The organism is Lysinibacillus boronitolerans JCM 21713 = 10a = NBRC 103108, assembly GCF_000772935.1.
Taxonomy (GTDB): domain Bacteria; phylum Bacillota; class Bacilli; order Bacillales_A; family Planococcaceae; genus Lysinibacillus; species Lysinibacillus boronitolerans.
Map to the genome: position 1 here is coordinate 32372 of NZ_JPVR01000074.1, position 25561 is coordinate 57932.

Here is a 25561-nt window from a genome sequence, read left to right on the forward strand (position 1 = left end):
TCTTTATTTTAACACAAAAAACCAATCTGTAGGCGTCCCTACAGATTGGTTTAAAATTAACGAGAGTTAAAATTATTTTTGGATAGAAGCAACTACGCCAGCGCCTACAGTACGGCCACCCTCACGGATAGAGAATTTAGTACCTTCTTCAAGAGCGATTGGAGCGATAAGTTCAACTGTCATTTCGATGTTATCACCAGGCATTACCATTTCAACGCCTTCTGGTAAGTTACAGATACCTGTTACGTCAGTTGTACGGAAGTAGAACTGAGGACGGTAGTTAGAGAAGAATGGAGTATGACGGCCACCCTCTTCTTTTGATAAAACGTAAACTTCAGCTTTGAAGTTAGTGTGTGGAGTAATTGAACCTGGTTTAGCTAATACTTGACCACGTTGGATTTCTTCACGAGCAACACCACGTAGTAAAGCACCGATGTTGTCACCAGCTTCAGCATAGTCTAATAATTTACGGAACATTTCTACACCAGTTACAGTAGTAGATTTAGCTTCTTCAGCGATACCGATGATTTCAACTACGTCACCAACTTTAACTTGACCACGTTCAACACGGCCAGTTGCAACTGTACCACGACCAGTAATAGAGAATACGTCCTCTACTGGCATCATGAATGGTTTGTCAGTTTGACGTTCTGGAGTTGGGATGTAAGAATCTACAGCGTCCATTAATTCAACGATTTTTTCTTCCCATTCTGGTTCACCTTCAAGAGCTTTAAGAGCAGAACCTTTAATTACAGGAATATCGTCACCTGGGAAGTCATATTCAGATAGTAGATCACGGATTTCCATTTCTACTAATTCTAATAATTCTTCGTCGTCAACCATATCACATTTGTTCATGAATACTACTAAGTAAGGAACACCTACTTGACGTGATAAAAGGATGTGCTCACGAGTTTGTGGCATTGGGCCGTCAGCAGCAGATACTACTAAGATACCGCCGTCCATTTGAGCAGCACCAGTGATCATGTTTTTAACATAGTCAGCGTGTCCTGGGCAGTCAACGTGTGCATAGTGACGAGTTTCTGTTTCGTATTCTACGTGAGAAGTATTGATTGTGATACCACGTTCTTTTTCTTCTGGAGCGTTATCGATATCAGCGTAAGATTTAGCTGTACCACCCATTTTTTTAGAAAGAACTGTAGCGATTGCAGCAGTTAAAGTAGTTTTACCATGGTCAACGTGTCCGATTGTACCAATGTTAGCATGCGTTTTAGAACGGTCAAATTTTTCTTTAGCCATTAGAGATTGCCTCCTCAAAATTGTATGTTTTAGATTTAAAATTTATAGAATGAATGCTGATAGAGAACGGGCCCATCCCCTATCCTGCAATCATAGCTTACAAATTAGTTATACTTTATGCAAGATGAAATTTCAATTATTCACCTTTATTTTTTTTGATGATATCTTCAGAGATTGATTTTGGTACTTCTTCATAATGATCGAATACCATTGAGAATACACCACGACCTTGCGTTGCAGAACGTAAAGTTGTTGCATATCCAAACATTTCTGAAAGTGGAACCATCGCACGAACAACTTGAGCGTTACCGCGAGCTTCCATACCTTCTACGCGACCACGGCGAGAAGTGATGTTACCCATGATATCACCAAGATATTCTTCAGGGATTACAACTTCAACTTTCATCATAGGCTCTAAAAGAACTGGACTACATTTTGATGCAGCAGCTTTAAGTGCCATAGATGCAGCGATTTTAAATGCCATTTCGTTTGAGTCAACATCATGGTATGAACCATCGAATAATTTCGCTTTGATGTCGATTAATGGGTAACCAGCGATTACACCGCGGTCAAGCGAGTCACGAAGACCTGCTTCTACAGCTGGAATATATTCACGTGGTACTACACCACCAACGATAGCATTTTCGAATTCAAAGCCTTTACCCTCTTCATTTGGAGAGAACTCGATCCATACGTCACCGTATTGACCACGACCACCAGATTGACGAGTGAATTTACCTTGAACTTGAGCAGAGCCACGGAATGTTTCACGGTAAGATACCATTGGAGCACCTACGTTAGCTTCTACTTTAAATTCACGGCGCATACGATCAACTAAGATATCAAGGTGAAGCTCACCCATACCTGAGATAATTGTTTGACCAGTTTCTTGGTCTGTATGTGCACGGAATGTTGGATCTTCTTCTTGTAGTTTTTGTAAAGCTTGACCCATTTTATCTTGGTCAGCTTTTGATTTTGGTTCTACAGAAAGAGAGATAACTGGTTCTGGGAACTCCATAGACTCAAGGATAACAAGGTTTTTCTCTTCACAAAGAGTGTCACCAGTTGTTGTATCTTTAAGACCTACAGCAGCTGCGATATCACCAGCAAATACTTTTGAAATCTCTTCACGGCTGTTTGCGTGCATTTGTAGGATACGACCTACGCGCTCACGTTTACCTTTTGAAGAGTTTTGTACGTATGAACCTGATTCAAGAACACCAGAGTACACACGGAAGAACGTTAATTTACCTACGAATGGGTCAGTCATAACTTTAAATGCTAAAGCTGAGAATGGCGCATCGTCTGATGATGGACGTTCAGTTTCTTCACCATCTGGAGTTGTACCTTTAATAGCAGGTACATCAACTGGAGATGGTAAGTAGTCGATAACCGCGTCAAGCATTTTACGAACACCTTTGTGTTTGAATGCTGTACCGCAGATTACTGGGTAGAATTCTACAGCGATTGTCGCTTTACGGATAGCCGCTTTAAGCTCTTCTTTTGTAATTTCTTCACCAGCAAAGTATTTTTCCATGATTTCTTCGTTAACTTCAGCGATTGCTTCGATTAACTTCTCACGGTATTCTTCAGCTTGCGCTTGGAATTCTTCAGGAATTGGTTGACCTTCACGTAATGCTGTACCTTCTTCGTTATCGTAGTAAGTTACATCCATTTCAACTAGGTCAATAATAGCTTTGAACTCATCTTCCGCACCAATTGGTAATTGGATTGGATGAGCATTTGCTTGTAAACGCTCGTGTAAAGTACCTACAGAATATAGGAAATCTGCACCCATTTTATCCATTTTGTTAATGAATACGATACGTGGTACACCGTAAGTTGTAGCTTGACGCCATACAGTTTCTGTTTGAGGTTCAACACCAGATTGAGCATCAAGTACAGTTACTGCGCCGTCAAGTACACGTAAAGAACGTTCTACTTCTACAGTGAAGTCTACGTGTCCAGGAGTATCGATGATGTTTACGCGGTTGCCTTTCCATTGAGCTGTTGTCGCAGCAGAAGTGATTGTGATACCACGTTCTTGCTCTTGCTCCATCCAGTCCATTTGAGAAGCGCCTTCATGAGTTTCACCGATTTTGTGAATCTTACCTGTGTAATAAAGGATACGCTCAGTTGTTGTTGTTTTACCAGCATCAATGTGAGCCATGATCCCAATATTACGAGTATTCTCTAGTGAGAATTCGCGTTTCATTAGGTATTTCTCCTTCCATATTGGGCTTATGCTATGTTTAGATTACCAACGGTAGTGAGCGAATGCTTTGTTCGCTTCTGCCATTTTGTGCATATCTTCACGTTTCTTAACTGATGCACCAGTGTTGTTAGAAGCATCAAGGATTTCGTTAGCTAAACGCTCTTCCATAGTTTTTTCACCACGAAGACGAGAATAGTTAACTAGGTAACGAAGACCTAAAGTTGTACGACGTTCTGGGCGTACTTCAACTGGTACTTGGTAGTTAGAACCACCAACACGGCGAGCACGTACTTCAAGAACTGGCATTACGTTATTTAGAGCAGCTTCGAATACTTCGATTGGATCTTGACCAGAACGTTCTTTAACTAGTTCGAACGCACCGTATAAAATCTTTTGAGAAGTACCTCTTTTACCATCAATCATCATTTTATTGATTAAACGAGTTACTAGTTTTGAATTATAAATTGGATCTGGTAACACGTCACGTTTGGAAACAGGACCTTTACGAGGCATGTGTTTTCCTCCTTTCATTGAGTAAATATATTGTAGTATTTAAATTATTTTTTTTCTTTAGGGCGTTTTGTACCGTATAAAGAACGTGATTGCATACGACCGTTTACACCAGCAGTATCAAGAGCACCACGAACGATATGGTAACGAACACCCGGTAAGTCTTTTACACGACCGCCACGGATAAGAACAACACTGTGCTCTTGTAAGTTGTGGCCTTCACCAGGAATGTACGCTGTAACCTCGATTTGGTTAGTTAAACGTACACGAGCGTATTTACGTAACGCTGAGTTTGGTTTTTTAGGCGTCATTGTACCTACACGAGTACAAACACCACGTTTTTGTGGAGATTTAACATCAGTTAAAGATTTTTTAAATGAGTTATATCCTTTGTTTAACGCTGGTGAATTTGATTTCGTGATTTTAGATTTACGAGGCTTACGTACCAATTGGTTAATTGTAGGCATCGATTTTTCCTCCCTTCATTCCTTCTTTTTTAATACCACACATCCAGGTGGTTCATTTTTTGGGTAAAAACAAAGTCTTTGTGCATTTTACACAAAAACTACTCTACAGTAATCGCAACTACCGCAGCTCCAACATGGATTCCACAGGCTTTGCCCAGTTCCTTTTTGGACTCGACAAGAATAACTGGTATACCGATTTCTCTCGCGAAAGATATGGCCGAATCGGTTACCCAATTGTCTGCATCAAGTGCCACAAAAAGTTCTTTCACTGAACCAGCTCGCATTGCTTTTACTGCTTGCTTTGTACCTATGATTGTTTGACTAGCCCTTACTTTATCATAAGACATTTGCATATCCTCCGAAGTACAGACAGTTAACTATCAACCTTCAATATATTATCATTACTCATTTACACTGTCAACTAATATCTTTAAAAAGTCCGAAGAGATGATAAAAATATGCATCTCTTCGGCCTAATTTTAATGTTTATTCAGCAGAAACGACTTCTGTGTCAAGCTCATCTTTTTCGATGCGGATTTGACGATAACGTTGCATACCAGTACCTGCAGGAACAAGTTTACCAATAATTACGTTTTCTTTTAATCCAAGAAGCTCGTCACGTTTACCCTTAATTGCTGCATCTGTTAACACACGTGTTGTTTCTTGGAACGATGCTGCAGATAAGAATGATTCTGTCTCAAGAGAAGCTTTTGTAATACCAAGGATAACAGGTCGACAAGTTGCAGGGTTTTTGCCATTCATAACAGCATCTACGTTTGCCTCTGTGAATTGGTGGATATCTAGTAATGAGCCAGGCAGTAATTCTGTATCTCCAGCTTCAATTACACGAACTTTACGAAGCATTTGGCGAACCATTACCTCGATATGTTTATCCCCAATTTCTACCCCTTGCATACGGTATACTTTTTGAACTTCTTTTAATAAATATTCTTGAACAGTTGAAACGTCTTTGACTTTTAGCAATTGTTTTGGATCGATAGAACCTTCTGTTAAAACTTGACCACGTTCTACATTATCACCTTCGATAACTTTCAAACGTGCGTTATAAGGTGCTTGATACTTACGAGTTTCTACGTCACCTTGAATTGTAATTTCTTTTAAGCCTTCACGAATTTCTGTGATATCTGAAACCGTACCAGCGATTTCTGAAATAACAGATTGACCTTTTGGATTACGTGCTTCAAAGATCTCTTGGATACGTGGTAGACCTTGTGTAATATCATCTCCGGCAACCCCACCTGTATGGAATGTACGCATTGTTAACTGTGTACCTGGTTCACCGATTGATTGAGCAGCAATAATACCAACTGCTTCCCCAACTTCAACCTTCTCACCTGTCGCCAAGTTCATGCCGTAACATTTTTTACAAACGCCGTGTTTTGTATTACATGTAAATGCTGAACGGATTGTCACTTCTTCAATACCAGCATCGATAATTGCACGAGCGATATCTTGATCGATTAAACCGTCTTTTGCAAGAATAACTTCACCAGTTTCAGGGTGGAAGATTGTTTTCTTCGTATGACGACCAACAATACGTTCATCTAGAGCCTCGATTAATTCAGTACCTTCCATTAATGCACCGATCGTTAAGCCACGGTCAGTACCACAGTCATCTTCACGGACGATAACATCTTGCGCAACGTCAACAAGACGACGCGTTAAGTAACCTGAATCGGCAGTTTTTAGGGCTGTATCGGCAAGACCTTTACGAGCACCGTGCGTCGAGATGAAGTACTCTAATACTGTTAAACCTTCACGGAAAGAAGATTTGATTGGAAGTTCGATAATACGACCAGCCGGGTTGGCCATCAGACCACGCATACCAGCTAACTGAGTAAAGTTAGATGCGTTACCACGGGCACCTGAATCAGACATCATGAAAATTGGGTTTGTTTTCTCAAGTGACTTCATCAGTTTCGCTTGAATTTCATCTTTTGCAGCACTCCAGCTTGAGATTACACGATCATAACGCTCATCCTCAGTAATGAAACCACGACGGAATTGCGCTTGAACTTTATCTACTTTCTCTTGAGCTTCTGCTAAAATTTCACCTTTATCAGGTAATACCACGATATCAGATACACCTACAGTAATACCTGCACGTGTTGAATATTTGAAACCTAGGTTTTTCATACGGTCAAGCATTTTAGATGTTTCAGTAATGTGGAAACGTTTAAATACTTCAGCAATGATATTTCCTAAGAATTTCTTACGGAATGGATTTACAACTGGTACTGATGCAAAGTATTTACGCAATACAGCTGTACGTTGTGCATCAATTTTCCCTTTTTCATCTAAGTTATTATAAGCACTATCTGATTCAAGCTCTTTAAGCGTTTCTTCATCAATTGTTAACTTAGCGAAGTATTTTTCTGGTGTTACTTGCTCTAAGTTGAAATCAGTTGGCTCATTAATATAAGGGAATGATTTTGGCAAGATTTCATTAAAGATTACTTTACCAACAGTTGTTAATAAGAACATATTATTTTGTTCTTCAGTGAATGTTGGATTATTTAATGAGCTTGCTTTAATCGCGATACGTGTATGCAAGTGTACATGTCCAGTATCATATGCAATTAAAACTTCATTTGGACCATAGAAAACAGTACCTTCACCGCGTGCGCCTTCACGTTCAAGTGTTAAGTAGTAGTTTCCTAATACCATATCTTGAGAAGGTGTTACAACAGGTTTACCGTCTTTTGGATTCAGAATGTTTTGTGCAGCAAGCATTAAAAGTCGAGCTTCAGCTTGAGCTTCTGCTGATAATGGTACGTGAACCGCCATTTGGTCACCATCGAAGTCAGCGTTGTAGGCTGTACATACTAATGGGTGAAGACGAATAGCACGACCCTCAACTAGTGTTGGTTCAAATGCTTGAATACCAAGACGGTGAAGCGTTGGTGCACGGTTTAGTAATACTGGATGCTCACGGATAACATCTTCTAAAACGTCCCATACGTCGTTATTTAAACGTTCAATTTTACGTTTAGCAGATTTAATGTTATGAGCAAGGCCGCGCTCTACCAATTCTTTCATAACGAATGGCTTGAATAATTCGATAGCCATTTCTTTTGGTAAACCACATTGGTACATTTTTAAGTTTGGACCTACTACGATAACGGAACGACCAGAATAGTCAACACGTTTACCAAGTAGATTTTGACGGAAACGACCTTGTTTACCTTTCAACATATGTGAAAGTGATTTTAACGGGCGGTTACCAGGACCAGTTACAGGACGTCCGCGACGACCATTATCGATTAATGCGTCAACAGCTTCTTGTAACATACGTTTTTCATTTTGTACGATGATGCTTGGAGCACCTAAGTCTAATAAACGTTTTAAACGGTTATTACGATTAATTACACGACGGTATAAATCGTTTAAATCTGAAGTCGCGAAACGACCACCATCTAATTGCACCATTGGACGAAGCTCTGGTGGAATAACAGGTAGTACATCTAGAATCATCCATTCAGGTGAGTTGCCTGAGTTACGGAAAGATTCAACAACTTCTAGACGTTTAATGGCACGAGTACGTCTTTGACCTTGAGCAGACTTTAACTCTTCTTTTAAAGATTGTGTTTCATCTTCTAGGTCAATTTTACCTAATAATTTTTTGATTGCTTCTGCACCCATTGATGCTTCGAATGTGTTACCGAATTTTTCACGGTATGCACGATACTCTTTTTCAGAAAGTAATTGTTTACTTTCTAAATTAGTAGCACCTGCATCGATCACAACGTATGAAGCGAAATAGATAACTTCTTCAAGGGCACGAGGTGACATATCTAAAATTAGACCCATACGGCTAGGAATACCTTTGAAGTACCAGATATGAGAAACTGGTGCTGCTAATTCGATATGTCCCATACGTTCACGACGAACTTTAGCACGCGTTACTTCAACACCACAGCGATCACAAACTACGCCTTTATAGCGCACGCGTTTATATTTCCCACAATGACACTCCCAGTCCTTAGTTGGACCAAAAATACGCTCACAGAATAAACCATCTTTTTCTGGTTTTAGTGTACGGTAGTTAATTGTTTCAGGTTTTTTAACCTCTCCATATGACCAAGAACGAATCTTGTCAGGTGATGCTAAACCAATTTTCATATATTCAAATTCATTAACGTCTATCAAGGAGCCTACCTCCCTCTAGTATAGGTCTTTATAAAGACTCTTTTACGCAGCTCGATAATCGTTTGCAAAGATTGCCTCTTTGGCAAAGGATTAAAAATAGAATGATTTATTAAAAGAAAAAGCCAGGCAGGGCGTTAAATCCTGCCCGGCTAATTTGAAAAATAAGTTTGACCTTATTCACATTTGTGAATTTGGTTTTCCATTATTCAAAAGACTCTACTGGCTCTTCTTCTGTATCTGGCTGTGGTGCAATGTTAAGTGCATCAGCTGGCTGAAGATCGTCTTCTTCGTCTAAATCGCGAAGCTCTACTTCTTCATCATTAACTGTTAACATCTTAACATCCATACCAAGAGATTGAAGTTCTTTAATCAATACTTTGAATGACTCAGGAACACCTGGCTCTGGTACACTTTCACCTTTAACGATGGCTTCATATGTTTTCACACGACCAACAACGTCATCGGATTTAACCGTTAAGATTTCTTGAAGTGTATACGCAGCACCATATGCTTCAAGTGCCCATACCTCCATCTCACCAAAACGTTGTCCACCAAATTGCGCTTTACCACCAAGTGGTTGTTGCGTAACAAGTGAGTAAGGACCAGTTGAACGTGCATGAAGTTTATCATCAACCATGTGAGCAAGTTTAATCATATACATGATACCAACTGATACACGGTTATCGAATGGTTCACCAGAACGGCCATCATACAGGATTGTTTTACCATCACGGTTCATTCCAGCTTCTTCCATAGTTTCCCAAACGTCTTCTTCATTAGCACCATCAAATACTGGTGTTGCCATGTGAACGCCTAGGTAACGAGAAGCCATACCTAAGTGTAACTCTAAAACTTGTCCGATATTCATACGAGAAGGTACACCAAGTGGATTTAACATGATATCAACAGGCGTGCCATCTGGCATGAATGGCATATCTTCTTCTGGTAAGATACGAGAGATAACCCCTTTGTTACCATGACGTCCGGCCATTTTGTCCCCAACACGAATTTTACGTTTTTGAACAATGTAAGCACGAACTAATTGGTTAACACCTGGTGGTAATTCATCGCCATCTTCACGGTTAAATACTTTAACATCAAGAATGATACCACCAGCACCGTGTGGTACACGTAATGAAGTATCACGAACCTCACGAGCCTTTTCACCGAAGATTGCATGTAATAAACGCTCTTCAGCAGTTAATTCTGTAACCCCTTTAGGCGTTACTTTCCCTACAAGAATATCACCGTCACGTACTTCCGCACCAATACGGATAATACCACGTTCGTCTAGGTTACGAAGTGCATCTTCTCCGACGTTTGGAATATCACGAGTGATTTCTTCTGGTCCAAGCTTTGTATCACGAGATTCTGATTCATATTCTTCAATATGAACAGATGTATAGACATCGTCTTTTACAAGGCGCTCACTCATAATAACAGCATCCTCATAGTTAAAGCCGTTCCAAGTCATGAATGCAACCAGTACGTTACGTCCAAGAGCTAGTTCGCCTTTTTCCATTGATGGACCATCTGCTAAAATATCACGAGGTTTCACACGTTCGCCTACTTTTACAAGTGGACGTTGGTTATAAGAAGTACCTTGGTTAGAACGAATGAACTTTTGTAATTTATATTTTGTTAAATCGCCTTTAACCTCTTTACCGTCTACAACTTCAATGCGGCGAACATGGATAGAGCGAGCTTCAACGTGCTCAACAATACCATCATACTTCGCTACTACAGCTGCACCAGAATCACGCGCATCAACATGTTCCATACCAGTACCAACGAATGGTGCTTCTGGGTTAAGAAGTGGAACTGCTTGACGTTGCATGTTGGCACCCATAAGTGCACGGTTCGAGTCATCGTTTTCTAAGAACGGGATACACGCTGTCGCTGCAGAGACAACTTGTTTAGGAGATACGTCCATGTAGTCCATTTGCGCTTTATTGAATACCGTGTTATCCCCACGGAAACGACCTACTACTTCATCATTAGCAAAAGTACCATCTGGATTTAACGGTGAATTTGCTTGTGCTACATAGTAGTTATCTTCTTCATCAGCTGTTAAATAATCAATTTGCTCCGTTACTCGACCTGTTTCGTGGTCAATACGACGATAAGGTGTCTCAATGAAACCAAATTTATTTACTTTGGCAAATGAAGATAATGAGTTGATTAACCCAATGTTTGGACCCTCTGGTGTCTCGATTGGACACATACGACCATAGTGAGAATAGTGAACGTCACGTACTTCGAAACCAGCGCGCTCACGCGTTAAACCACCAGGACCTAATGCAGATAGACGACGTTTATGCGTTAACTCTGCTAATGGGTTTGTTTGGTCCATGAATTGTGATAATTGAGAGCTTCCGAAGAACTCTTTAATTGACGCAATCACTGGACGGATATTGATTAATTGCTGTGGTACGATCGCAGCTGTGTCGTTAATTGACATACGCTCACGTACTACACGTTCCATACGAGACAAACCGATACGGAATTGGTTTTGTAGTAACTCACCAACAGAACGTAGGCGACGGTTACCTAGATGGTCAATATCATCCGTTGCTCCTACTTGGTAAAGTAAGTTGAAGAAATAGCTTACTGAAGATAAAACATCAGCAGGAGTAATATTCTTCACTTCTTCATCAATGTACGCATTACCGATGATATTAATTTCTTTTTGCGCTTCATCTTTTGGAGCATAAATCTTAATAGATTGGATAGTTACATCATCTTCAAGCACTCCACCGACTTGTGATAAAGTGCGATAACCAATACCTTTTGATGAATCTTCTAGGTAAGGTAGAATTTTATCTAAAGTACGACGATCTAGTACTGTACCTTTTTCTACTAAAATTTCGCCTGTTTCTGGATCTACAAGCGTTTCAGCAATCGTTTGGTTGAATAAACGATTTTTAATGTGAAGCTTTTTATTCATTTTGTAGCGACCAACATTCGCTAAATCATAACGTTTAGCATCGAAGAAACGAGAGTATAATAAACTCTTCGCACTTTCTACTGTTGGTGGCTCACCTGGACGTAAACGTTCGTAGATTTCTAAAAGTGCTTTTTCTGTACTTTCAGAGTTATCTTTTTCTAACGTATTACGTAGATACTCGTTATCACCGATAATATCGATAATTTCTTGATCTGAACCGAAACCTAATGCACGCAGTAACACTGTTACTGGTAGCTTACGAGTACGATCAATTCGCACATAAACTACGTCTTTTGCATCAGTTTCATACTCTAACCAAGCACCGCGGTTTGGAATAACTGTAGCTCCAAAACCTTTTTTACCGTTTTTATCAGTTTTATCATGGAAATACACACTTGGTGAACGAACTAATTGTGAAACGATAACACGTTCAGCACCGTTGATAATGAACGTACCTGTTTCTGTCATTAACGGGAAATCACCCATGAAGACATCTTGTTCTTTCACTTCGTCTGTTTCTTTGTTGTAAAGACGTACTTTCACACGTAATGGAGCTGCGTAAGTAACATCTCGCTCTTTACACTCATCAACATCATATTTAGGCTCACCTAATGAATAATCGATGAATTCTAATGAAAGATTACCTGTAAAGTCCTCGATCGGCGAAATGTCACGGAACATTTCACGTAAACCTTCTTCAAGGAACCACTCGTAAGACGCCGTTTGAATCTCAATCAGATTTGGAAGCTCAAGCACCTCTTTAATACGCGCAAAGCTTCTACGCTGGCGGTGTTGTCCGTACTGAACTAGTTGACCTGTCAACTCATTCACCCCTCAATAAAGCGATATTAGGTCTTTGCAAAATCATACAAATAGTGTATGATTTCGAAAGACAAAAAGAAAACGAGTCTTCAAAAAGATCTCATTTTCGGTTAACTAAACTTATCTTGGCAAGTATACCCATATTAAAACAATTCTATACAAAAAGGGCATACGACCTCAAAATAATATTTTTGCATTGTATCATATTATCATAGCCGATTTGTCAAGTCAATAAATTATACATATTTCATTTATTTTTTTGCGCGTACTATCCAGTACCCTTTTTTCTTTTCTACTACATCGACTTCTGAAAACTTTTCTTCTAAGTAACTTACTGTCGATGGCGCTCCTTGTTTCTTCTGAATGACTACCCAGAGTTCACCCGAAGACACTAGCCGATCGTAAGCTCCATCGTAAAAGCGGAAAATCGTTTCCTTCCCCGCACGAATTGGTGGATTCGTTAAGATAGCTGCTGCATCTACATCTTTATCAACCATCGATAGGCCGTCACTCACAAATATTCGCACATTTTGAACACCGTTCACTTGCGCATTTTTTTGCGAAAGCGCAACTGCACGTTCATTAATATCCATCATAAAAACGGTACGGTCTGGATTAGTTTTGGCAATTGATAACCCTATCGGACCATATCCACAACCTACATCAAAAATCGCACCATCAATATCAGGCATTTGAAAAGCGTCTATTAAAACACGGGATCCAAAATCTACTTCGCTTTTACTAAATACACCTGCATCCGTTTCAAATGAAAACGTATGCCCTAGTAACTTGAATGTCCAGTGACGTGGTTTACTTTCAGTTTGAGGCTTACTTGTATAATAGTGATCTGACATTTTCACGCCTCCTCAGAATGAAGAAAAAAGCTCGCCAAAATGACGAGCTTTCCTTTTGTTAAAAAGTAACGCGAGATTACTTAACTTCTACAGATGCGCCAACTTCTTCAAGTTTAGCTTTGATTTCTTCAGCTTCATCTTTAGAAACGCCTTCTTTAAGAGCTTTAGGAGCGTTATCTACTACTTCTTTAGCTTCTTTAAGACCTAAACCAGTGATTTCACGAACCACTTTGATTACTTTGATTTTTTCTGCACCAGCAGATGCTAATACTACGTCAAATTCAGTTTTTTCTTCAGCTGCAGCAGCACCACCAGCAACTACTGCTACTGGAGCAGCAGCTGTTACACCGAATTCTTCTTCGATAGCTTTTACTAAATCGTTTAATTCAAGAACTGTCATAGCTTTGATAGCTTCTAAGATTTGCTCTTTATTCATTATAATTTCCTCCTAATTGGATAATGTTTTATTTTTTTGCGATCAGGCCGCAGAAGTTTCAGTGCGTACTAAATTACGCGCCTTGTTCTTCTTTTTGTTCTGCAACAGCTTTTGTTGCAAGTGCGAAGTTACGCACTGGAGCTTGAAGTACAGATAAAAGCATAGAAAGTAGACCTTCGCGTGATGGAAGTTCTGCAAGTGCTTTAACATCTTCAACAGAAGAGATAGTACCTTCAATAATACCAGCTTTAATTTCTAAAGCTTCGTTTTTCTTAGCGAACTCGTTGATGATTTTAGCAGGCGCTACAACATCTTCATTTGAGAACGCAATTGCGTTAGGACCAACTAATACGTCGTTGATTCCTTCAAGGCCAGCAGCTTCAGCAGCACGACGAGTTAAAGTGTTTTTGTAAACTTTGAACTCAACGCCAGCTTCACGAAGTTGTTTACGAAGCTCTGTTACTTGTGCAACATTAAGACCACGGTAATCCACAACTACTACAGAAGCAGCGCCTTGGAATTTTTCAGTAATCTCTTGAACTTGTACTTGTTTGTTTTCGATTGCTTTGCTCATGATGACACCTCCTATTAGAATGGGTCATTTATACCGACAAAAGAAAAGCCTCCGAGTCAAATAGACACAGAGGCTGAAAGTCATCATCTTTAAATAAGAATCTGAATTCCGATGTCCTCGGTAGGAACATTAAGTGACAAGTCACTCCTACTGTCTACGGTACAAATGGATAATTCACAACAGCAACTATAGTATCACGTATAGCTGCTATCGTCAATACATATATATAAATTATTTTACTACTACGTTAGAAGCGTCAATTTTAACCGCTGGACCCATTGTAGTTGTAACATTTACAGATTTCATGTAAGTACCTTTAGCTGCAGCAGGTTTTGCTTTTTGAACTACATCAAAAACAGCTAAGAAGTTTTCTACTAATTTTTCTGCTGAGAAAGAAACTTTACCGATAGGAGCGTGGATAATACCAGCTTTATCAGCACGGTATTCTACTTTACCAGCTTTGATTTCTTCAATTGCTTTTGTTACATCAAAAGTAACTGTACCAGTTTTAGGGTTTGGCATTAAACCTTTAGGTCCTAATACACGACCAAGTTTACCAACTTCGCCCATCATGTCAGGAGTTGCTACGATTACATCGAAGTCAAACCAACCTTGTTGGATTTTTTGGATGTATTCTGCATCGCCTACATAGTCAGCACCAGCTGCTTCAGCTTCTTTAAGTTTTTCACCTTTTGCAAATACTAATACGCGTTGAGTTTTACCAGTACCGTTTGGTAGCACTACTGCACCACGGATTTGTTGGTCGTTTTTACGAGTATCAATACCTAAGCGGAAAGCAACTTCAACAGTAGCGTCGAAGTTTACTGTGCTAGTTTTTTGAGCAAGTTCGATTGCTTCTTGTGCAGTGTATAGTGCGTTACGATCAATTAATTTCGCTGCATCTTGCAGTTTTTTACCTTTTTTAGCCATTATATATTTCCTCCTTGATTGTGGTTATAGCGGATTTTACCTCCCACGAATAAAGGTTGCGTGTTCACAAAGAAACTTCGCAACCTTCCAAAAAACAAAACATCAAGTAAATGGGATTAGTCTTCGATAACAATACCCATGCTTCGTGCAGTACCTTCAACCATTAACATAGCAGCTTCTACTGAAGCAGCGTTAAGGTCTGGCATTTTAGTTTCAGCGATTTCGCGAACTTTATCACGTTTAACCGTTGCCACTTTTTTACGGTTTGGTTCACCAGATCCAGATTGGATACCAGCTGCTACTTTAAGTAGAACTGCTGCAGGTGGAGTTTTTGTAATGAAAGTGAAAGAACGATCCTCGAATACTGAAATTTCAACTGGAATAATAAGACCAGCTTGATCAGCAGTACGCGCATTGAATTCTTTACAGAATCCCATGATGTTCACACCCGCTTGACCTAATGCAGGACCAACCGGTGGAGCTGGGTTAGCTTTACCAGCAGGGATTTGAAGTTTTACAACTTTAATAACTTTTTTAGCCACGAGACACACCTCCTTAAGTCCGTGATGTGGTAATTGGGTTGCCCCTCCCACTCAATATCTGTCTGTCAGCTAAGTGCCGATAACATTAAAATTATCATTACAGACGTCAAACAAAAGTATGACAGTCTGACCTATGAAATGATACCACTTTTAATTTTTTTAAGCAAGTAGTAATTAACAAAATCTGCGAAACATCTACCAATTAGCATGTAATATTCTATTGGTAGAACTATAATTTTTGAACTTGTTCGAAATCTAGCTCCATAATTGTTTCGCGACCAAACATATCAACCGTCACTTTAATTTTACCTTTTTCCGTGTCAATTTCTTCAACACGCCCTTGGAAATGAGCAAACGGCCCTTCTAATACTTCTACTGCTTCACCAACAGTAATGTCCACTTCTACAACTTTATCAGTCATACCCATTTGTTGCAGTAAACGATCTGCTTCTTCTGGTAATAACGGTGTTGGTTTTGCTCCTCCACCTGATGAACCGATAAAGCCTGTAACACCAGGCGTATTTCGAACTACATACCAAGAGTCATCTGTCATGATTAACTCTACTAACACATAACCAGGGAAAACTTTACGCATCATTGTACGTTTTTTTCCATCTTTCATTTCTGTTTCTTCATGCTCAGGAACAATCACACGGAAGATTTTATCTTGCATTCCCATTGTTTCTACACGTTTCTCTAGGTTTGCTTTTACACGGTTTTCATACCCTGAATACGTATGAACAACATACCAATTTTTCTCCATAACTACTAGGACTCCTCGTCCGTCCCTCCCTTACAAATAAAAGTGAAAATGAATCGCGATACGCTCAATGCATTTTTACTCTTTTCACAAACATCTCATTAGAAAAATATAGCTTTCGCTAATTGCTTGCGAAAGCTCGATGATATATACCGAAACTAGCATAGTCATCTATCGCTACTATCATACTCTCCTAGTAGTATTTATCATAATGAGGAGATTTTACTGCTTTGCGCTTCACTTCACCCATCTCATCAATCCAATTAGATGGAGTTTTCTGCTGAATGAAGATAAAACAAACGAAAAAACCCGTTATTGCAATGGACGGGCTATTTCAAAAATATGCTATTTACTAAATTATAAATCTAAGTACCAGCGGAATAATGATGAAATACCTAAGTCAACTAACACAAAAAATAAAGCCATAATGACAACAGTTGAAATTACAACGACTGTATATTTCGTCAGTTCTTTACTTTTCGGCCAGCTTGTTTTGCGCATTTCTGACATTACATCGCTGAAAAAGCTTTTGATCTTGCCCATTCTAGCTTAACCTCCGAATCAATCAAATCTGTCTATTTACATATCATTTTATAGCGTTTGTTTATGCATTGTATGTTCATTGCAATGCGAGCAAAATTTCTTTAATTCGAGACGTACAGTTGAACCTTCTTTAGCTGGGAACGTGTAATTTCTCGAACCACATTTCTCACAATTTAGCACGACTTTTTTTGCCATATAATCACCTTTTTCGGCACTTTGTCTTTTTAAGACTAACACCTATATTTGTCAATGTCAATAAAGGCCTATATGGACTAAGACATTTCCTCAAGGACTAAATGACGTTCTAATTTGCGCTTTACCCGCTGCAATGCATTATCGATAGATTTCACATGACGATTTAATTTAGCGGAAATTTCATGATAAGATTGACCGTCTAGATATAAGGCTAAAACTTGAAGCTCTAACTCACTTAAAATCTCACTCATCTTTTCTTCTAAATATCCAAACTCTTCTCTATGAATCATCAATTCTTCTGGATCATCCATAATAGCACCCGTTAGTACATCCATAAGCGTTCGGTCTGACTCTTCGTCGAATATAGGCTTGTCCAAAGAGATATAGGAATTTAGAGGTATATGCTTTTGCCTAGTTGCTGTTTTAATAGCCGTAATAATCTGTCTTGTTATACATAACTCTGCAAAAGCCCTGAATGATGCAAGCTTATCTCCTTTAAAATCACGAATCGCTTTATATAAGCCTATCATGCCCTCCTGTACAATGTCTTCCTTATCTGCTCCGATTAAGAAATAGGATCTTGCCTTCGCCCTTACTAACAAACGGTATTTCGTAATTAAATAATCCAACGCATCTGTATTACCTTGATGCACCATTTCAATAAGCTCTTCATCATTGAATCGTTCAAAATCTTGTGTCACTTGTACAATGCTATTTTTAAACATGGTATCACCTCAGCCACAACAGATAATTAGAAACAGTATAACGGAATTGGAAAATATGCGTCAATCAATCATTTCAACCCACGTCGCCATTTTTCAAAGGCGAGCGCAACATCTGGCTTTAATTCAATACGAGAAGGCGGCTTACTTTCTTGCTTCCGCTTCACATCGTGGGTAATTTTATGTTGGATAATACCTGTATCAATTTCTAGCTCTCTAGCCGATTTCCTTAGGGCGCCATTCCCAAATATAACACTTTGCTCTGCCATATCAGAAGTTGCTACATGAATTTGTACATTTCTAGCCTTTAATTCGTGTGTCATTTTTTCAATGCGTTCATCTGCTGTTTCATTTTTTCGTGTATAAATGACTTCTACATCATTTTCTATATAAGATTGCTCTACTCCTGGTACAAGATGTGCGTCAAAAACAATAATTACGCGCCAACCCATTGCTGCTTTATATTCAGCCATGAGTTCTATCAACCTTCTTCGCGCATCCTCAAAATTCGTATCACGCAATGGCCGCAGCTCTTTCCAAGATCCAATCATATTATAGCCATCAACAAGCAAAATGTTTTTCATTGTTATTCAATCGCTTCTTGACGTTTACGATACACTTCGTACATTAATAAAGCTGCTGCTACTGATGCGTTCAGTGATGTGACATGACCAACCATCGGTAAGTGATATAAAAAATCGCATTTTTCTTTTAATAAACGCCCCATCCCTTTACCCTCACTGCCAATAATGATGGCTAATGGTAATGTTGCATCCATTTTTCGATAATCTGCAGATCCCTTTGCATCTGTACCTGCAATCCATATACCGCGTTCTTTTAATTCATCTATTGTTTGAGCAAGATTGTTTACACGTACAACTGGAACGTGTTCAATCGCTCCTGTAGATGCCTTTGCCACCACTGCTGTTAAACTCACTGATCGGCGCTTAGGGATAATAATACCATGTGCTCCTATAGCATCAGCCGTTCTCATAATAGACCCTAAATTATGAGGATCCTCTAACTCATCTAAGATTAAGAAAAAGGGATCTTCCTGTTTATGAGCTGCAGCTGCAAATAAATCCTCAAGTTCAGCATACTTATAAGCGGCAACAGAAGCAACGATTCCTTGATGATTGGCGCTTGATAATTGATCAACTTTCTTTTTTGGAACAAATTGAACTATGACACCACGTTCACGGGCTAAATCTAGCAGTTCATTGACACCAGATTTCTTTACACCTTCTGCAATCCATACTTTATTCATATCGCGGCCTGAACGAAGTGCTTCTAACACTGGGTTTTTACCGGCAATAATTTCACCATTCTGTTCTGCCATTATTTAGACACTCCTTTTGATTCCTCGATTATTTGAATAGCATATGCAATGATTTCGTAGACGCGTTCTAGTTCATTCAATAAATATAAACTACCAAGCACCGCCTCAAAGCCTGAGCTATTACGATAGGTTTGGACATCCGTATTTTTTGGTACAGAGCCGGATTTGGCATTGCGTCCACGGCGGAACACTGCCAATTCCTCCTCTGTTAAATAATTTTCATCCATCATGCGATGAACGATCATAGATTGTGCTTTTGCTGAAACGTAGCGAGTTGCCTCTCGATGCAGTGTGTTTGGTTTAACACGACCAGAGCGTAGCAAATATTCTCGGACCTTTTGTTCCAATACGGCATCACCCATATAGGCTAACGCCAGCGCATTTAATTGTTTAACATCTTCATTGCGAAGTTTATCCAACTTAATTACCCTCGTTTCCATCTAGTTCCTTGTCGTGTATCTTCTAAAATGATACCTTGGGCTTGCAAATGGTCACGGATCTCATCAGAACGAGCAAAATCACGATTTTTACGTGCCTCGACGCGCTCTTGTAGTAATGCTTCAATTTCTTCGTCTAATAGTTCTTCTTCTTTTGCAAATTCAATACCTAAGACGTCACCTAGTACTTCAAAGGTTTCAATAAAGGTTTCTAATACCTTCTTGCAAGTATTGGTTTCATTTAAGTAAATATTAGCAATGCGAGCTATTTCAAATAACACAGAAATAGCGTTGGCTGTATTAAAATCATCATCCATCGCCTCTTCAAAATGCGCTTTTTGTTCCGCAATTTTGTTCAGCCATTCTTCAGAATGATCACCTAAGCTTACTGTAGTAGTAAGGCGATGCTTCACATTGTTGTAAGCTGTACGAATACGCTCTAAACCTGATGCAGCAGCTTCTACTAGGTCCTTCGCAAAGTTAATTGGATGACGATAGTGGACAGATAACATGAAGAAACGTAGTATCTGCGGGTCAATTTGTTTACGGATATCATTCACAAGAATGAAATTCCCAAGTGATTTGGACATCTTTTCATTATCAATATTAATATACCCGTTATGCATCCAATAACGCGCAAATGTTTTATCATTGTGTGCCTCTGATTGAGCAATTTCATTTTCGTGGTGAGGGAAAGTTAAATCCTGCCCACCAGCATGAATATCAATAGTATCTCCTAAATGTTCACGAGCCATTACAGAACACTCAATATGCCACCCTGGACGGCCATCTCCCCATGGGCTTTCCCAGAAAATCTCACCTGGCTTAGCTGCTTTCCATAAAGCGAAATCTAGTGCATCATCTTTTTTCTCGCCTGCTTCAATACGAGCACCGATTTTTAAATCATCAACGGATTGGTGTGATAATTTACCGTAGCCATCAAATTTACGAGTACGGTAATACACATCTCCAGCAGACTCATAAGCGTAGCCCTTTTCCATTAACACTTGAATAAATTGAATGATATCGTCCATATGCTCTGTCACACGTGGATGAACATCTGCTTTTTTGCATCCTAGTGCCATAACATCCTCAAAATAAGCTGCAATAAAGCGCTCTGTTAATTCATGCACTTCTTCACCTAGCTCATTTGCCGCTTTTATAATTTTATCGTCTACATCCGTAAAATTGGAAACAAACTTTACATCATAGCCTTTATACTGAAAATAACGACGTACTGTATCATAAACAATTACAGGACGTGAATTCCCAATATGGATATAGTTATAAACTGTAGGACCGCAGACATACATTTTTACCTTGCCTTCTTCTAGCGGTACAAAGGTTTCCTTTTGTCGTGTTAATGAGTTAAAAATTTGAATACCCATTGTATTTCACTCTCCTTTTCTATTGAATAAAAAAGCGCCCCTATCACTCCTAAAAGGAATGACAGAGACGCTCGATTTGCGTGGTTCCACTCTGATTGAAGACAAAAAGCCTTCCACTTTGGACATCCATTAACGGGGATGACTCGATAAAGCCTACTATCGTTCAGCTTTATGCTCAAAGGTGCATTTCAGTTTTGCCTAGGCTCAGACCACTTTCAGCCGGTGATGGTCCTCTCTTAAGAGCATGCGCCACTTACTTCTCCTTATCAACGCTTTTTCAATGTAAATACATTTTACAACGAAAGAATGAATTGTCAATAAATTTATCTTTATTGTGCAAATTTTTCTACACGGTCAATTGCTTTCTCTTTACCAATTAAACAAATGGCGTTCGGCAACTCTGGTCCATGTGTTTCACCTGTTGTCACAACACGGATTGGCATAAACAGATTTTTGCCTTTATGACCAGTTGTCTTTTGTACAGCTTTAATCGCAGCTTTTACCCCATCTGGTGTAAATTCTTCTAGCTCTTCCAATTGTGCTTTAAATGCTGCCATTACTTCAGGTACTTGCTCTCCTGCTAAAACCTCTTTTGCTTCTTCATCATATTCAATATGGTCGTTAAAGAATAGGCTAGATAATTCGACAATTTCTGCGCCAAAACTCATTTGGTCATGATAAAGTGCGATTAAATCCGTCGCCCAAGCACGTTGCTCCGCAGTAAGCTCTTCAGGTAACAAGCCTGCTTTTTGTAGGTGAGGTAAAGATAATGCTACAACTTCTTCTAAAGACAGTTTTTTAATATATTGATTATTCATCCATGTTAGCTTTTGCTTATCAAACATAGATGGTGATTTTGAAAGACGTTTTTCATCAAAAATTTTGATAAATTCTTCTTTTGAGAAAATCTCTTCCTCTCCCTCTGGAGACCAACCAAGTAGTGCAAAGAAGTTAAACATTGCTTCAGGAAGATAACCTAAATCTTTATATTGCGTAACAAATTGAATAATCGATTCATCACGCTTAGATAGTTTTTTACGGTTTTCATTAATAATTAATGTCATATGACCAAAGCGAGGATATTCCCAACCAAATGCATCAAAAATCATCATTTGCTTTGGTGTATTCGATAAATGCTCCTCACCACGGAATACGTGAGAAATTTCCATAAAGTGATCGTCTAAAACAACTGCATAGTTATATGTTGGAATACCATTTGCTTTTACAAGTACCCAATCACCAATATCTTTAGATTCAAATGTAACTTGTCCACGAACTAAATCTTCAAATTCGTATGTTACATTTTCAGGTACACGCATACGGATTGTGTATGGCTCACCTGCAGCTTCTTTAGCAGCGACTTCATCTGCTGATAAGTGGCGACATGTACCATCATAAGTAGGCGCAGCTACACCTCTTGCTTTTTGTTCTTCTCGAGAAGCTTCAAGCTTTTCAGAAGAACAGAAACACTTGTAGGCTACACCTTGCTCTAATAGTTTTTCAGCATGCTCTTTATAAATATCAAGACGTTCCATTTGACGATAAGGCGCATAAGGTCCACCAATATCAATGGACTCATCATATTCAATACCTAACCATTTTAGGTTATCTAGCTGAGATGCTTCTCCGCCCTCTACATTACGTTCAATATCCGTATCTTCAATACGTACAATGAATTTACCGTTATGATGTTTTGCATATAAATAATTGAATAATGCTGTACGCGCTCCACCGATATGTAAATAACCTGTTGGAGATGGCGCGTAACGAACGCGAACTTCTTTCGTCATAATTAAAAGCCTCCTAAATTTTCGATCAAAAATTGACTTTGTTCATTTTACCACTCTGTTACAGGAAATAAAAGCGGGGTTCATCCACATTTATTTCTTAATCAAAAGAATTGTTGCCATTGCCGCAATACCTTCCTCACGACCTGTAAAACCTAATCGTTCAGTTGTCGTTGCTTTAACATTTACCTGTGAAGGCTCTGCGTGTAATAATTCAGCGATACGCTGTTGCATCTGTCCAATATAGGGTGCCATTTTAGGGCGCTGTGCCATAATGGTACAATCCACATTACCTAGAGAATAGCCCTTATCCTCAACAATTTTCCAAATGTACTCTAATAATTTTGCAGAATCCGCGTCCTTAAATGCAGGGTCTGTATCTGGAAAATGACGGCCAATATCCCCTTCTCCAATTGCTCCTAGAGCTGCATCTGTGACAGTGTGTAAAAGAACATCCGCATCTGAATGTCCTACTAGTCCTTTTTCATGCGGAATGGTAATGCCACCAATAATTAATGGACGACCTTCTTCAAATGCATGTACGTCAAAACCTTGTCCAATTCGAAACATATTCATCTTCCTTTAATTAATATTTATCATTATCATATCAAAATTTGCCATAGGTTGTTTGAAAAGCGCCTTAATAATTATCCTCCTATAGCAGTAATGGGCAGTTTAGAAAGCTACACTCTCTAGACTGCCCTACATTCATTAAATATGATACTCTATATTTTTCATTTGACTGTTGCTAATATTCGGAGATGGCTGTGAATTATAGACACGTGAATAAGGAGGAACAGAGTGTGTTAGCCAAATATTACTTCCTAAAACGGAATCGTGCCCAATCGTCGTCTCGCCCCCTAAAATAGTGGCACCAGCATAAATGACAACATTGTCAGCAATATTCGGATGACGTTTAATGCCTTTAATTGGATTACCATTTTCATCTAACGGGAAGCTTAGTGCACCTAATGTTACACCTTGATAAATTTTTACATTCTTTCCGATAGTACAAGTTTCACCAATAACGACACCTGTTCCGTGGTCAATAAAGAATGATTCTCCTATTGTAGCCCCTGGATGAATATCGATACCCGTTAATCGGTGCGCATATTCTGACATAATTCGAGGCACAATTTGTACGCCCATTTCGTATAACTCATGTGCAATACGGTGAATATAAACAGCCACAATAGATGGATAGCTTAGTAAAATTTCTTCTGTGGAGAGAGCTGCTGGGTCACCATTATATGCCGCTTGAATATCTGTTTGTAGCACTTGGCGAATGGCAGGAAATCGATTAATCAAATTCATAACAATTTTGTCTGCTTGTTCACGGCAATACTTCTCGCAATTGGCAGGGTCACTGTCCTCCATATTATAAAATAATACTTTTTCGATAATATCCCGCAAATCTAATGCCGTTTCACGCAGCTTATTACTGCAAACTACGTTCACCCTTGTTTCATCAATCGGTCTTGTCATATAAATGCCAGGAAACAGCACCTCATGGAAATTATCTATTATTTTTATAACCCGATCCCGTCCATCAAAGCCTATTGAGTTGTCAACGTCGATGTACTGTTTATTTATACTAGTTAATGAACCTGTAATTTCTGGAACCTTTTGATTTAACCAATCATTTAATGACACAATAAACACCCCTCACATCTTTTCATCTATTCTATTACCTTATTAATCATATATCCACTATTTCATTTTACACGTAAAACGATCATACATGGATAAAACCACTTTATGTGAGCTTATTCTAACTTTTTATCCTTTTCCTAGCCTTCGTTTCTCATTCGGCTATAAGGATGTCATTATCATACATATATAATAGACATAATTCGCAACCAAGAGGTATTCCTGCACCATGGACTTTTACCCAACCAAAACAAATAAAAAAGACTATCCATCCTCAACAAACTACGAATGAATAGCCTATATTTCTTAATGATTGAATGATCCACGCTTACGTAAGATTGCCTCACCAAATACTAAGTCTTCTTGTGTTGTCATTTTTACATTTTCATAACTACTTTCTACGATGTGTACCTGATGTCCGAGACGCTCCATTAGCATCGCCTCATCTGTCCCAAGAAAACCTACTTTTTCAGCTACGTCCTCCGCTTCCATAATTAATTCAAAACGGAATGCTTGTGGAGTTTGCACCATCCAAAGGCTTTCTCGATCAACCGTTTCCTCTATAATGCCATTCATTGATACTTTTTTCATCGTATCTTTCGCACGAACCCCTGCAATTGCTGCACCGTGATTATGGGCGTTCTGTACAAGCTTTGCAATAATATCATGCGTAATAAACGGGCGTGCTGCGTCATGGACAAGCACAATATCTACCTGTTGCATCTCTTTCATACACGAATGAACCGAATGCTGTCGCTCAGCACCTCCATCAGGTAAGCCCTTCACTTTGGTAATCTGATAGTCCTCTAGCATTTTTTGAATATATGCACGTTCTTCTGGTTTAACGGCCAGCCAAATACCTGTGCAAGAGGGATCTTGTTGAAACACTTCTAGCGTGTGTACCAGAATAGGCTTCTCCAAAAGCTTTAAAAATAATTTATTTTGCCCTGCACCCATACGCTTCCCACTTCCAGCAGCAGGTAGAACCACTTCATATTGCATTTTCCCACATC

The 25561-nt window shown here is 39.1% G+C and carries 24 protein-coding genes and 2 other annotated features; all 24 genes read right to left on the reverse strand.

The window, feature by feature from the left end; all coding sequences use genetic code 11:
* Positions 1 to 72: 72 nt before the first annotated feature.
* Positions 73 to 1260, reverse strand: coding sequence for an elongation factor Tu (gene tuf / locus CD31_RS11515; RefSeq protein ID WP_004233614.1), 1188 nt, complete (start codon positions 1258 to 1260; stop codon positions 73 to 75).
* A gap of 136 nt (positions 1261 to 1396) precedes the next feature.
* On the reverse strand, positions 1397 to 3475 hold the full coding sequence (fusA, locus tag CD31_RS11520) for an elongation factor G (protein ID WP_016993310.1): 2079 nt from the start codon (positions 3473 to 3475) through the stop codon (positions 1397 to 1399).
* Between the two features lie 42 nt (positions 3476 to 3517).
* Positions 3518 to 3988 carry a 30S ribosomal protein S7 gene (gene rpsG / locus CD31_RS11525; protein WP_004233610.1) on the reverse strand — a complete coding sequence of 157 codons (471 nt, stop codon included), beginning with the start codon at positions 3986 to 3988 and terminating at the stop codon, positions 3518 to 3520.
* A 44-nt stretch (positions 3989 to 4032) separates the two neighbouring features.
* Positions 4033 to 4452: a 30S ribosomal protein S12 gene (gene rpsL, locus CD31_RS11530; protein WP_004233609.1), complete on the reverse strand. Its 420-nt coding sequence runs from the start codon at positions 4450 to 4452 to the stop codon at positions 4033 to 4035.
* A 98-nt stretch (positions 4453 to 4550) separates the two neighbouring features.
* Positions 4551 to 4799: a ribosomal L7Ae/L30e/S12e/Gadd45 family protein gene (locus CD31_RS11535; RefSeq protein ID WP_004233607.1), complete on the reverse strand. Its 249-nt coding sequence runs from the start codon at positions 4797 to 4799 to the stop codon at positions 4551 to 4553.
* Positions 4800 to 4938: 139 nt separating this feature from the next.
* Positions 4939 to 8622 carry a DNA-directed RNA polymerase subunit beta' gene (rpoC, locus tag CD31_RS11540; protein WP_036077765.1) on the reverse strand — a complete coding sequence of 1228 codons (3684 nt, stop codon included), beginning with the start codon at positions 8620 to 8622 and terminating at the stop codon, positions 4939 to 4941.
* 202 nt (positions 8623 to 8824) lie between these two features.
* Positions 8825 to 12400, reverse strand: a complete 3576-nt coding sequence (gene rpoB, locus CD31_RS11545; RefSeq protein WP_176408505.1) for a DNA-directed RNA polymerase subunit beta — start codon at positions 12398 to 12400, stop codon at positions 8825 to 8827.
* 242 nt (positions 12401 to 12642) lie between these two features.
* A complete protein-coding gene (locus CD31_RS11550; protein ID WP_036077767.1) occupies positions 12643 to 13245 on the reverse strand; it encodes a class I SAM-dependent methyltransferase in 603 nt (200 codons plus the stop codon).
* A gap of 76 nt (positions 13246 to 13321) precedes the next feature.
* Positions 13322 to 13681 (reverse strand): 50S ribosomal protein L7/L12, encoded by a 360-nt coding sequence (rplL, locus tag CD31_RS11555; protein WP_004233598.1) that lies wholly within the window; start codon positions 13679 to 13681, stop codon positions 13322 to 13324.
* A 73-nt stretch (positions 13682 to 13754) separates the two neighbouring features.
* Positions 13755 to 14255 carry a 50S ribosomal protein L10 gene (gene rplJ, locus CD31_RS11560; RefSeq protein ID WP_004233596.1) on the reverse strand — a complete coding sequence of 167 codons (501 nt, stop codon included), beginning with the start codon at positions 14253 to 14255 and terminating at the stop codon, positions 13755 to 13757.
* A gap of 32 nt (positions 14256 to 14287) precedes the next feature.
* Positions 14288 to 14433: a sequence feature (ribosomal protein L10 leader region), on the reverse strand.
* Between the two features lie 53 nt (positions 14434 to 14486).
* Positions 14487 to 15185, reverse strand: a complete 699-nt coding sequence (gene rplA, locus CD31_RS11565; protein WP_004233594.1) for a 50S ribosomal protein L1 — start codon at positions 15183 to 15185, stop codon at positions 14487 to 14489.
* A gap of 116 nt (positions 15186 to 15301) precedes the next feature.
* Positions 15302 to 15727, reverse strand: a complete 426-nt coding sequence (gene rplK / locus CD31_RS11570; protein ID WP_004233593.1) for a 50S ribosomal protein L11 — start codon at positions 15725 to 15727, stop codon at positions 15302 to 15304.
* A gap of 229 nt (positions 15728 to 15956) precedes the next feature.
* Positions 15957 to 16490, reverse strand: a complete 534-nt coding sequence (gene nusG / locus CD31_RS11575) for a transcription termination/antitermination protein NusG (protein ID WP_004233590.1) — start codon at positions 16488 to 16490, stop codon at positions 15957 to 15959.
* Positions 16491 to 16844: 354 nt separating this feature from the next.
* A complete protein-coding gene (gene secE / locus CD31_RS11580; protein WP_004233589.1) occupies positions 16845 to 17030 on the reverse strand; it encodes a preprotein translocase subunit SecE in 186 nt (61 codons plus the stop codon).
* Between the two features lie 48 nt (positions 17031 to 17078).
* Positions 17079 to 17225 carry a 50S ribosomal protein L33 gene (gene rpmG / locus CD31_RS22985; RefSeq protein WP_004233588.1) on the reverse strand — a complete coding sequence of 49 codons (147 nt, stop codon included), beginning with the start codon at positions 17223 to 17225 and terminating at the stop codon, positions 17079 to 17081.
* Positions 17226 to 17302: 77 nt separating this feature from the next.
* Positions 17303 to 17950, reverse strand: coding sequence for an RNA polymerase sporulation sigma factor SigH (gene sigH / locus CD31_RS11585; protein ID WP_004233587.1), 648 nt, complete (start codon positions 17948 to 17950; stop codon positions 17303 to 17305).
* Positions 17951 to 18018: 68 nt separating this feature from the next.
* On the reverse strand, positions 18019 to 18531 hold the full coding sequence (locus CD31_RS11590) for an NYN domain-containing protein (protein WP_016992137.1): 513 nt from the start codon (positions 18529 to 18531) through the stop codon (positions 18019 to 18021).
* A 2-nt stretch (positions 18532 to 18533) separates the two neighbouring features.
* Positions 18534 to 19286, reverse strand: coding sequence for a 23S rRNA (guanosine(2251)-2'-O)-methyltransferase RlmB (gene rlmB, locus CD31_RS11595; RefSeq protein ID WP_016992138.1), 753 nt, complete (start codon positions 19284 to 19286; stop codon positions 18534 to 18536).
* The gene (locus tag CD31_RS11600; protein ID WP_176408506.1) at positions 19286 to 19726 is read right to left on the reverse strand and encodes a Mini-ribonuclease 3; all 441 of its coding nucleotides are present in this window, start codon (positions 19724 to 19726) and stop codon (positions 19286 to 19288) included. Before CD31_RS11600 ends, rlmB begins: the two co-directional genes overlap by 1 nt.
* Positions 19711 to 21111: a cysteine--tRNA ligase gene (gene cysS / locus CD31_RS11605; protein ID WP_016992140.1), complete on the reverse strand. Its 1401-nt coding sequence runs from the start codon at positions 21109 to 21111 to the stop codon at positions 19711 to 19713. Before cysS ends, CD31_RS11600 begins: the two co-directional genes overlap by 16 nt.
* A gap of 60 nt (positions 21112 to 21171) precedes the next feature.
* Positions 21172 to 21390: a binding site (T-box leader), on the reverse strand.
* A gap of 50 nt (positions 21391 to 21440) precedes the next feature.
* Positions 21441 to 22901: a glutamate--tRNA ligase gene (gene gltX / locus CD31_RS11610; protein ID WP_036077770.1), complete on the reverse strand. Its 1461-nt coding sequence runs from the start codon at positions 22899 to 22901 to the stop codon at positions 21441 to 21443.
* 90 nt (positions 22902 to 22991) lie between these two features.
* A complete protein-coding gene (ispF, locus tag CD31_RS11615) occupies positions 22992 to 23468 on the reverse strand; it encodes a 2-C-methyl-D-erythritol 2,4-cyclodiphosphate synthase (protein ID WP_004233581.1) in 477 nt (158 codons plus the stop codon).
* A 141-nt stretch (positions 23469 to 23609) separates the two neighbouring features.
* Positions 23610 to 24551: a serine O-acetyltransferase EpsC gene (gene epsC, locus CD31_RS11620; protein ID WP_004233580.1), complete on the reverse strand. Its 942-nt coding sequence runs from the start codon at positions 24549 to 24551 to the stop codon at positions 23610 to 23612.
* Positions 24552 to 24854: 303 nt separating this feature from the next.
* A complete protein-coding gene (gene ispD / locus CD31_RS11625) occupies positions 24855 to 25550 on the reverse strand; it encodes a 2-C-methyl-D-erythritol 4-phosphate cytidylyltransferase (protein WP_036077773.1) in 696 nt (231 codons plus the stop codon).
* Positions 25551 to 25561 lie beyond the last annotated feature (11 nt).

What these genes read in the sequence shown, in the direction of transcription:
- fusA (WP_016993310.1), bottom strand. Translation starts at nt 3,475, where the DNA reads ATGAAACGCGAATTCTCACTAGAGAATACTCGTAATATTGGGATCATG.
- rpsL (WP_004233609.1), bottom strand. Translation starts at nt 4,452, where the DNA reads ATGCCTACAATTAACCAATTGGTACGTAAGCCTCGTAAATCTAAAATC.
- rpsG (WP_004233610.1), bottom strand. Translation starts at nt 3,988, where the DNA reads ATGCCTCGTAAAGGTCCTGTTTCCAAACGTGACGTGTTACCAGATCCA.
- rplJ (WP_004233596.1), bottom strand. Translation starts at nt 14,255, where the DNA reads ATGAGCAAAGCAATCGAAAACAAACAAGTACAAGTTCAAGAGATTACT.
- CD31_RS11535 (WP_004233607.1), bottom strand. Translation starts at nt 4,799, where the DNA reads ATGTCTTATGATAAAGTAAGGGCTAGTCAAACAATCATAGGTACAAAG.
- CD31_RS11550 (WP_036077767.1), bottom strand. Translation starts at nt 13,245, where the DNA reads ATGTCAGATCACTATTATACAAGTAAGCCTCAAACTGAAAGTAAACCA.
- sigH (WP_004233587.1), bottom strand. Translation starts at nt 17,950, where the DNA reads ATGTTTAAAAATAGCATTGTACAAGTGACACAAGATTTTGAACGATTC.
- CD31_RS11600 (WP_176408506.1), bottom strand. Translation starts at nt 19,726, where the DNA reads ATGGAAACGAGGGTAATTAAGTTGGATAAACTTCGCAATGAAGATGTT.
- nusG (WP_004233590.1), bottom strand. Translation starts at nt 16,490, where the DNA reads ATGGAGAAAAATTGGTATGTTGTTCATACGTATTCAGGGTATGAAAAC.
- rlmB (WP_016992138.1), bottom strand. Translation starts at nt 19,286, where the DNA reads ATGGCAGAACAGAATGGTGAAATTATTGCCGGTAAAAACCCAGTGTTA.
- gltX (WP_036077770.1), bottom strand. Translation starts at nt 22,901, where the DNA reads ATGACGAAAGAAGTTCGCGTTCGTTACGCGCCATCTCCAACAGGTTAT.
- cysS (WP_016992140.1), bottom strand. Translation starts at nt 21,111, where the DNA reads ATGGGTATTCAAATTTTTAACTCATTAACACGACAAAAGGAAACCTTT.
- rplA (WP_004233594.1), bottom strand. Translation starts at nt 15,185, where the DNA reads ATGGCTAAAAAAGGTAAAAAACTGCAAGATGCAGCGAAATTAATTGAT.
- CD31_RS11590 (WP_016992137.1), bottom strand. Translation starts at nt 18,531, where the DNA reads ATGAAAAACATTTTGCTTGTTGATGGCTATAATATGATTGGATCTTGG.
- secE (WP_004233589.1), bottom strand. Translation starts at nt 17,030, where the DNA reads ATGGGCAAGATCAAAAGCTTTTTCAGCGATGTAATGTCAGAAATGCGC.
- rpmG (WP_004233588.1), bottom strand. Translation starts at nt 17,225, where the DNA reads ATGGCAAAAAAAGTCGTGCTAAATTGTGAGAAATGTGGTTCGAGAAAT.
- ispD (WP_036077773.1), bottom strand. Translation starts at nt 25,550, where the DNA reads ATGCAATATGAAGTGGTTCTACCTGCTGCTGGAAGTGGGAAGCGTATG.
- rplL (WP_004233598.1), bottom strand. Translation starts at nt 13,681, where the DNA reads ATGAATAAAGAGCAAATCTTAGAAGCTATCAAAGCTATGACAGTTCTT.
- tuf (WP_004233614.1), bottom strand. Translation starts at nt 1,260, where the DNA reads ATGGCTAAAGAAAAATTTGACCGTTCTAAAACGCATGCTAACATTGGT.
- ispF (WP_004233581.1), bottom strand. Translation starts at nt 23,468, where the DNA reads ATGTTTCGAATTGGACAAGGTTTTGACGTACATGCATTTGAAGAAGGT.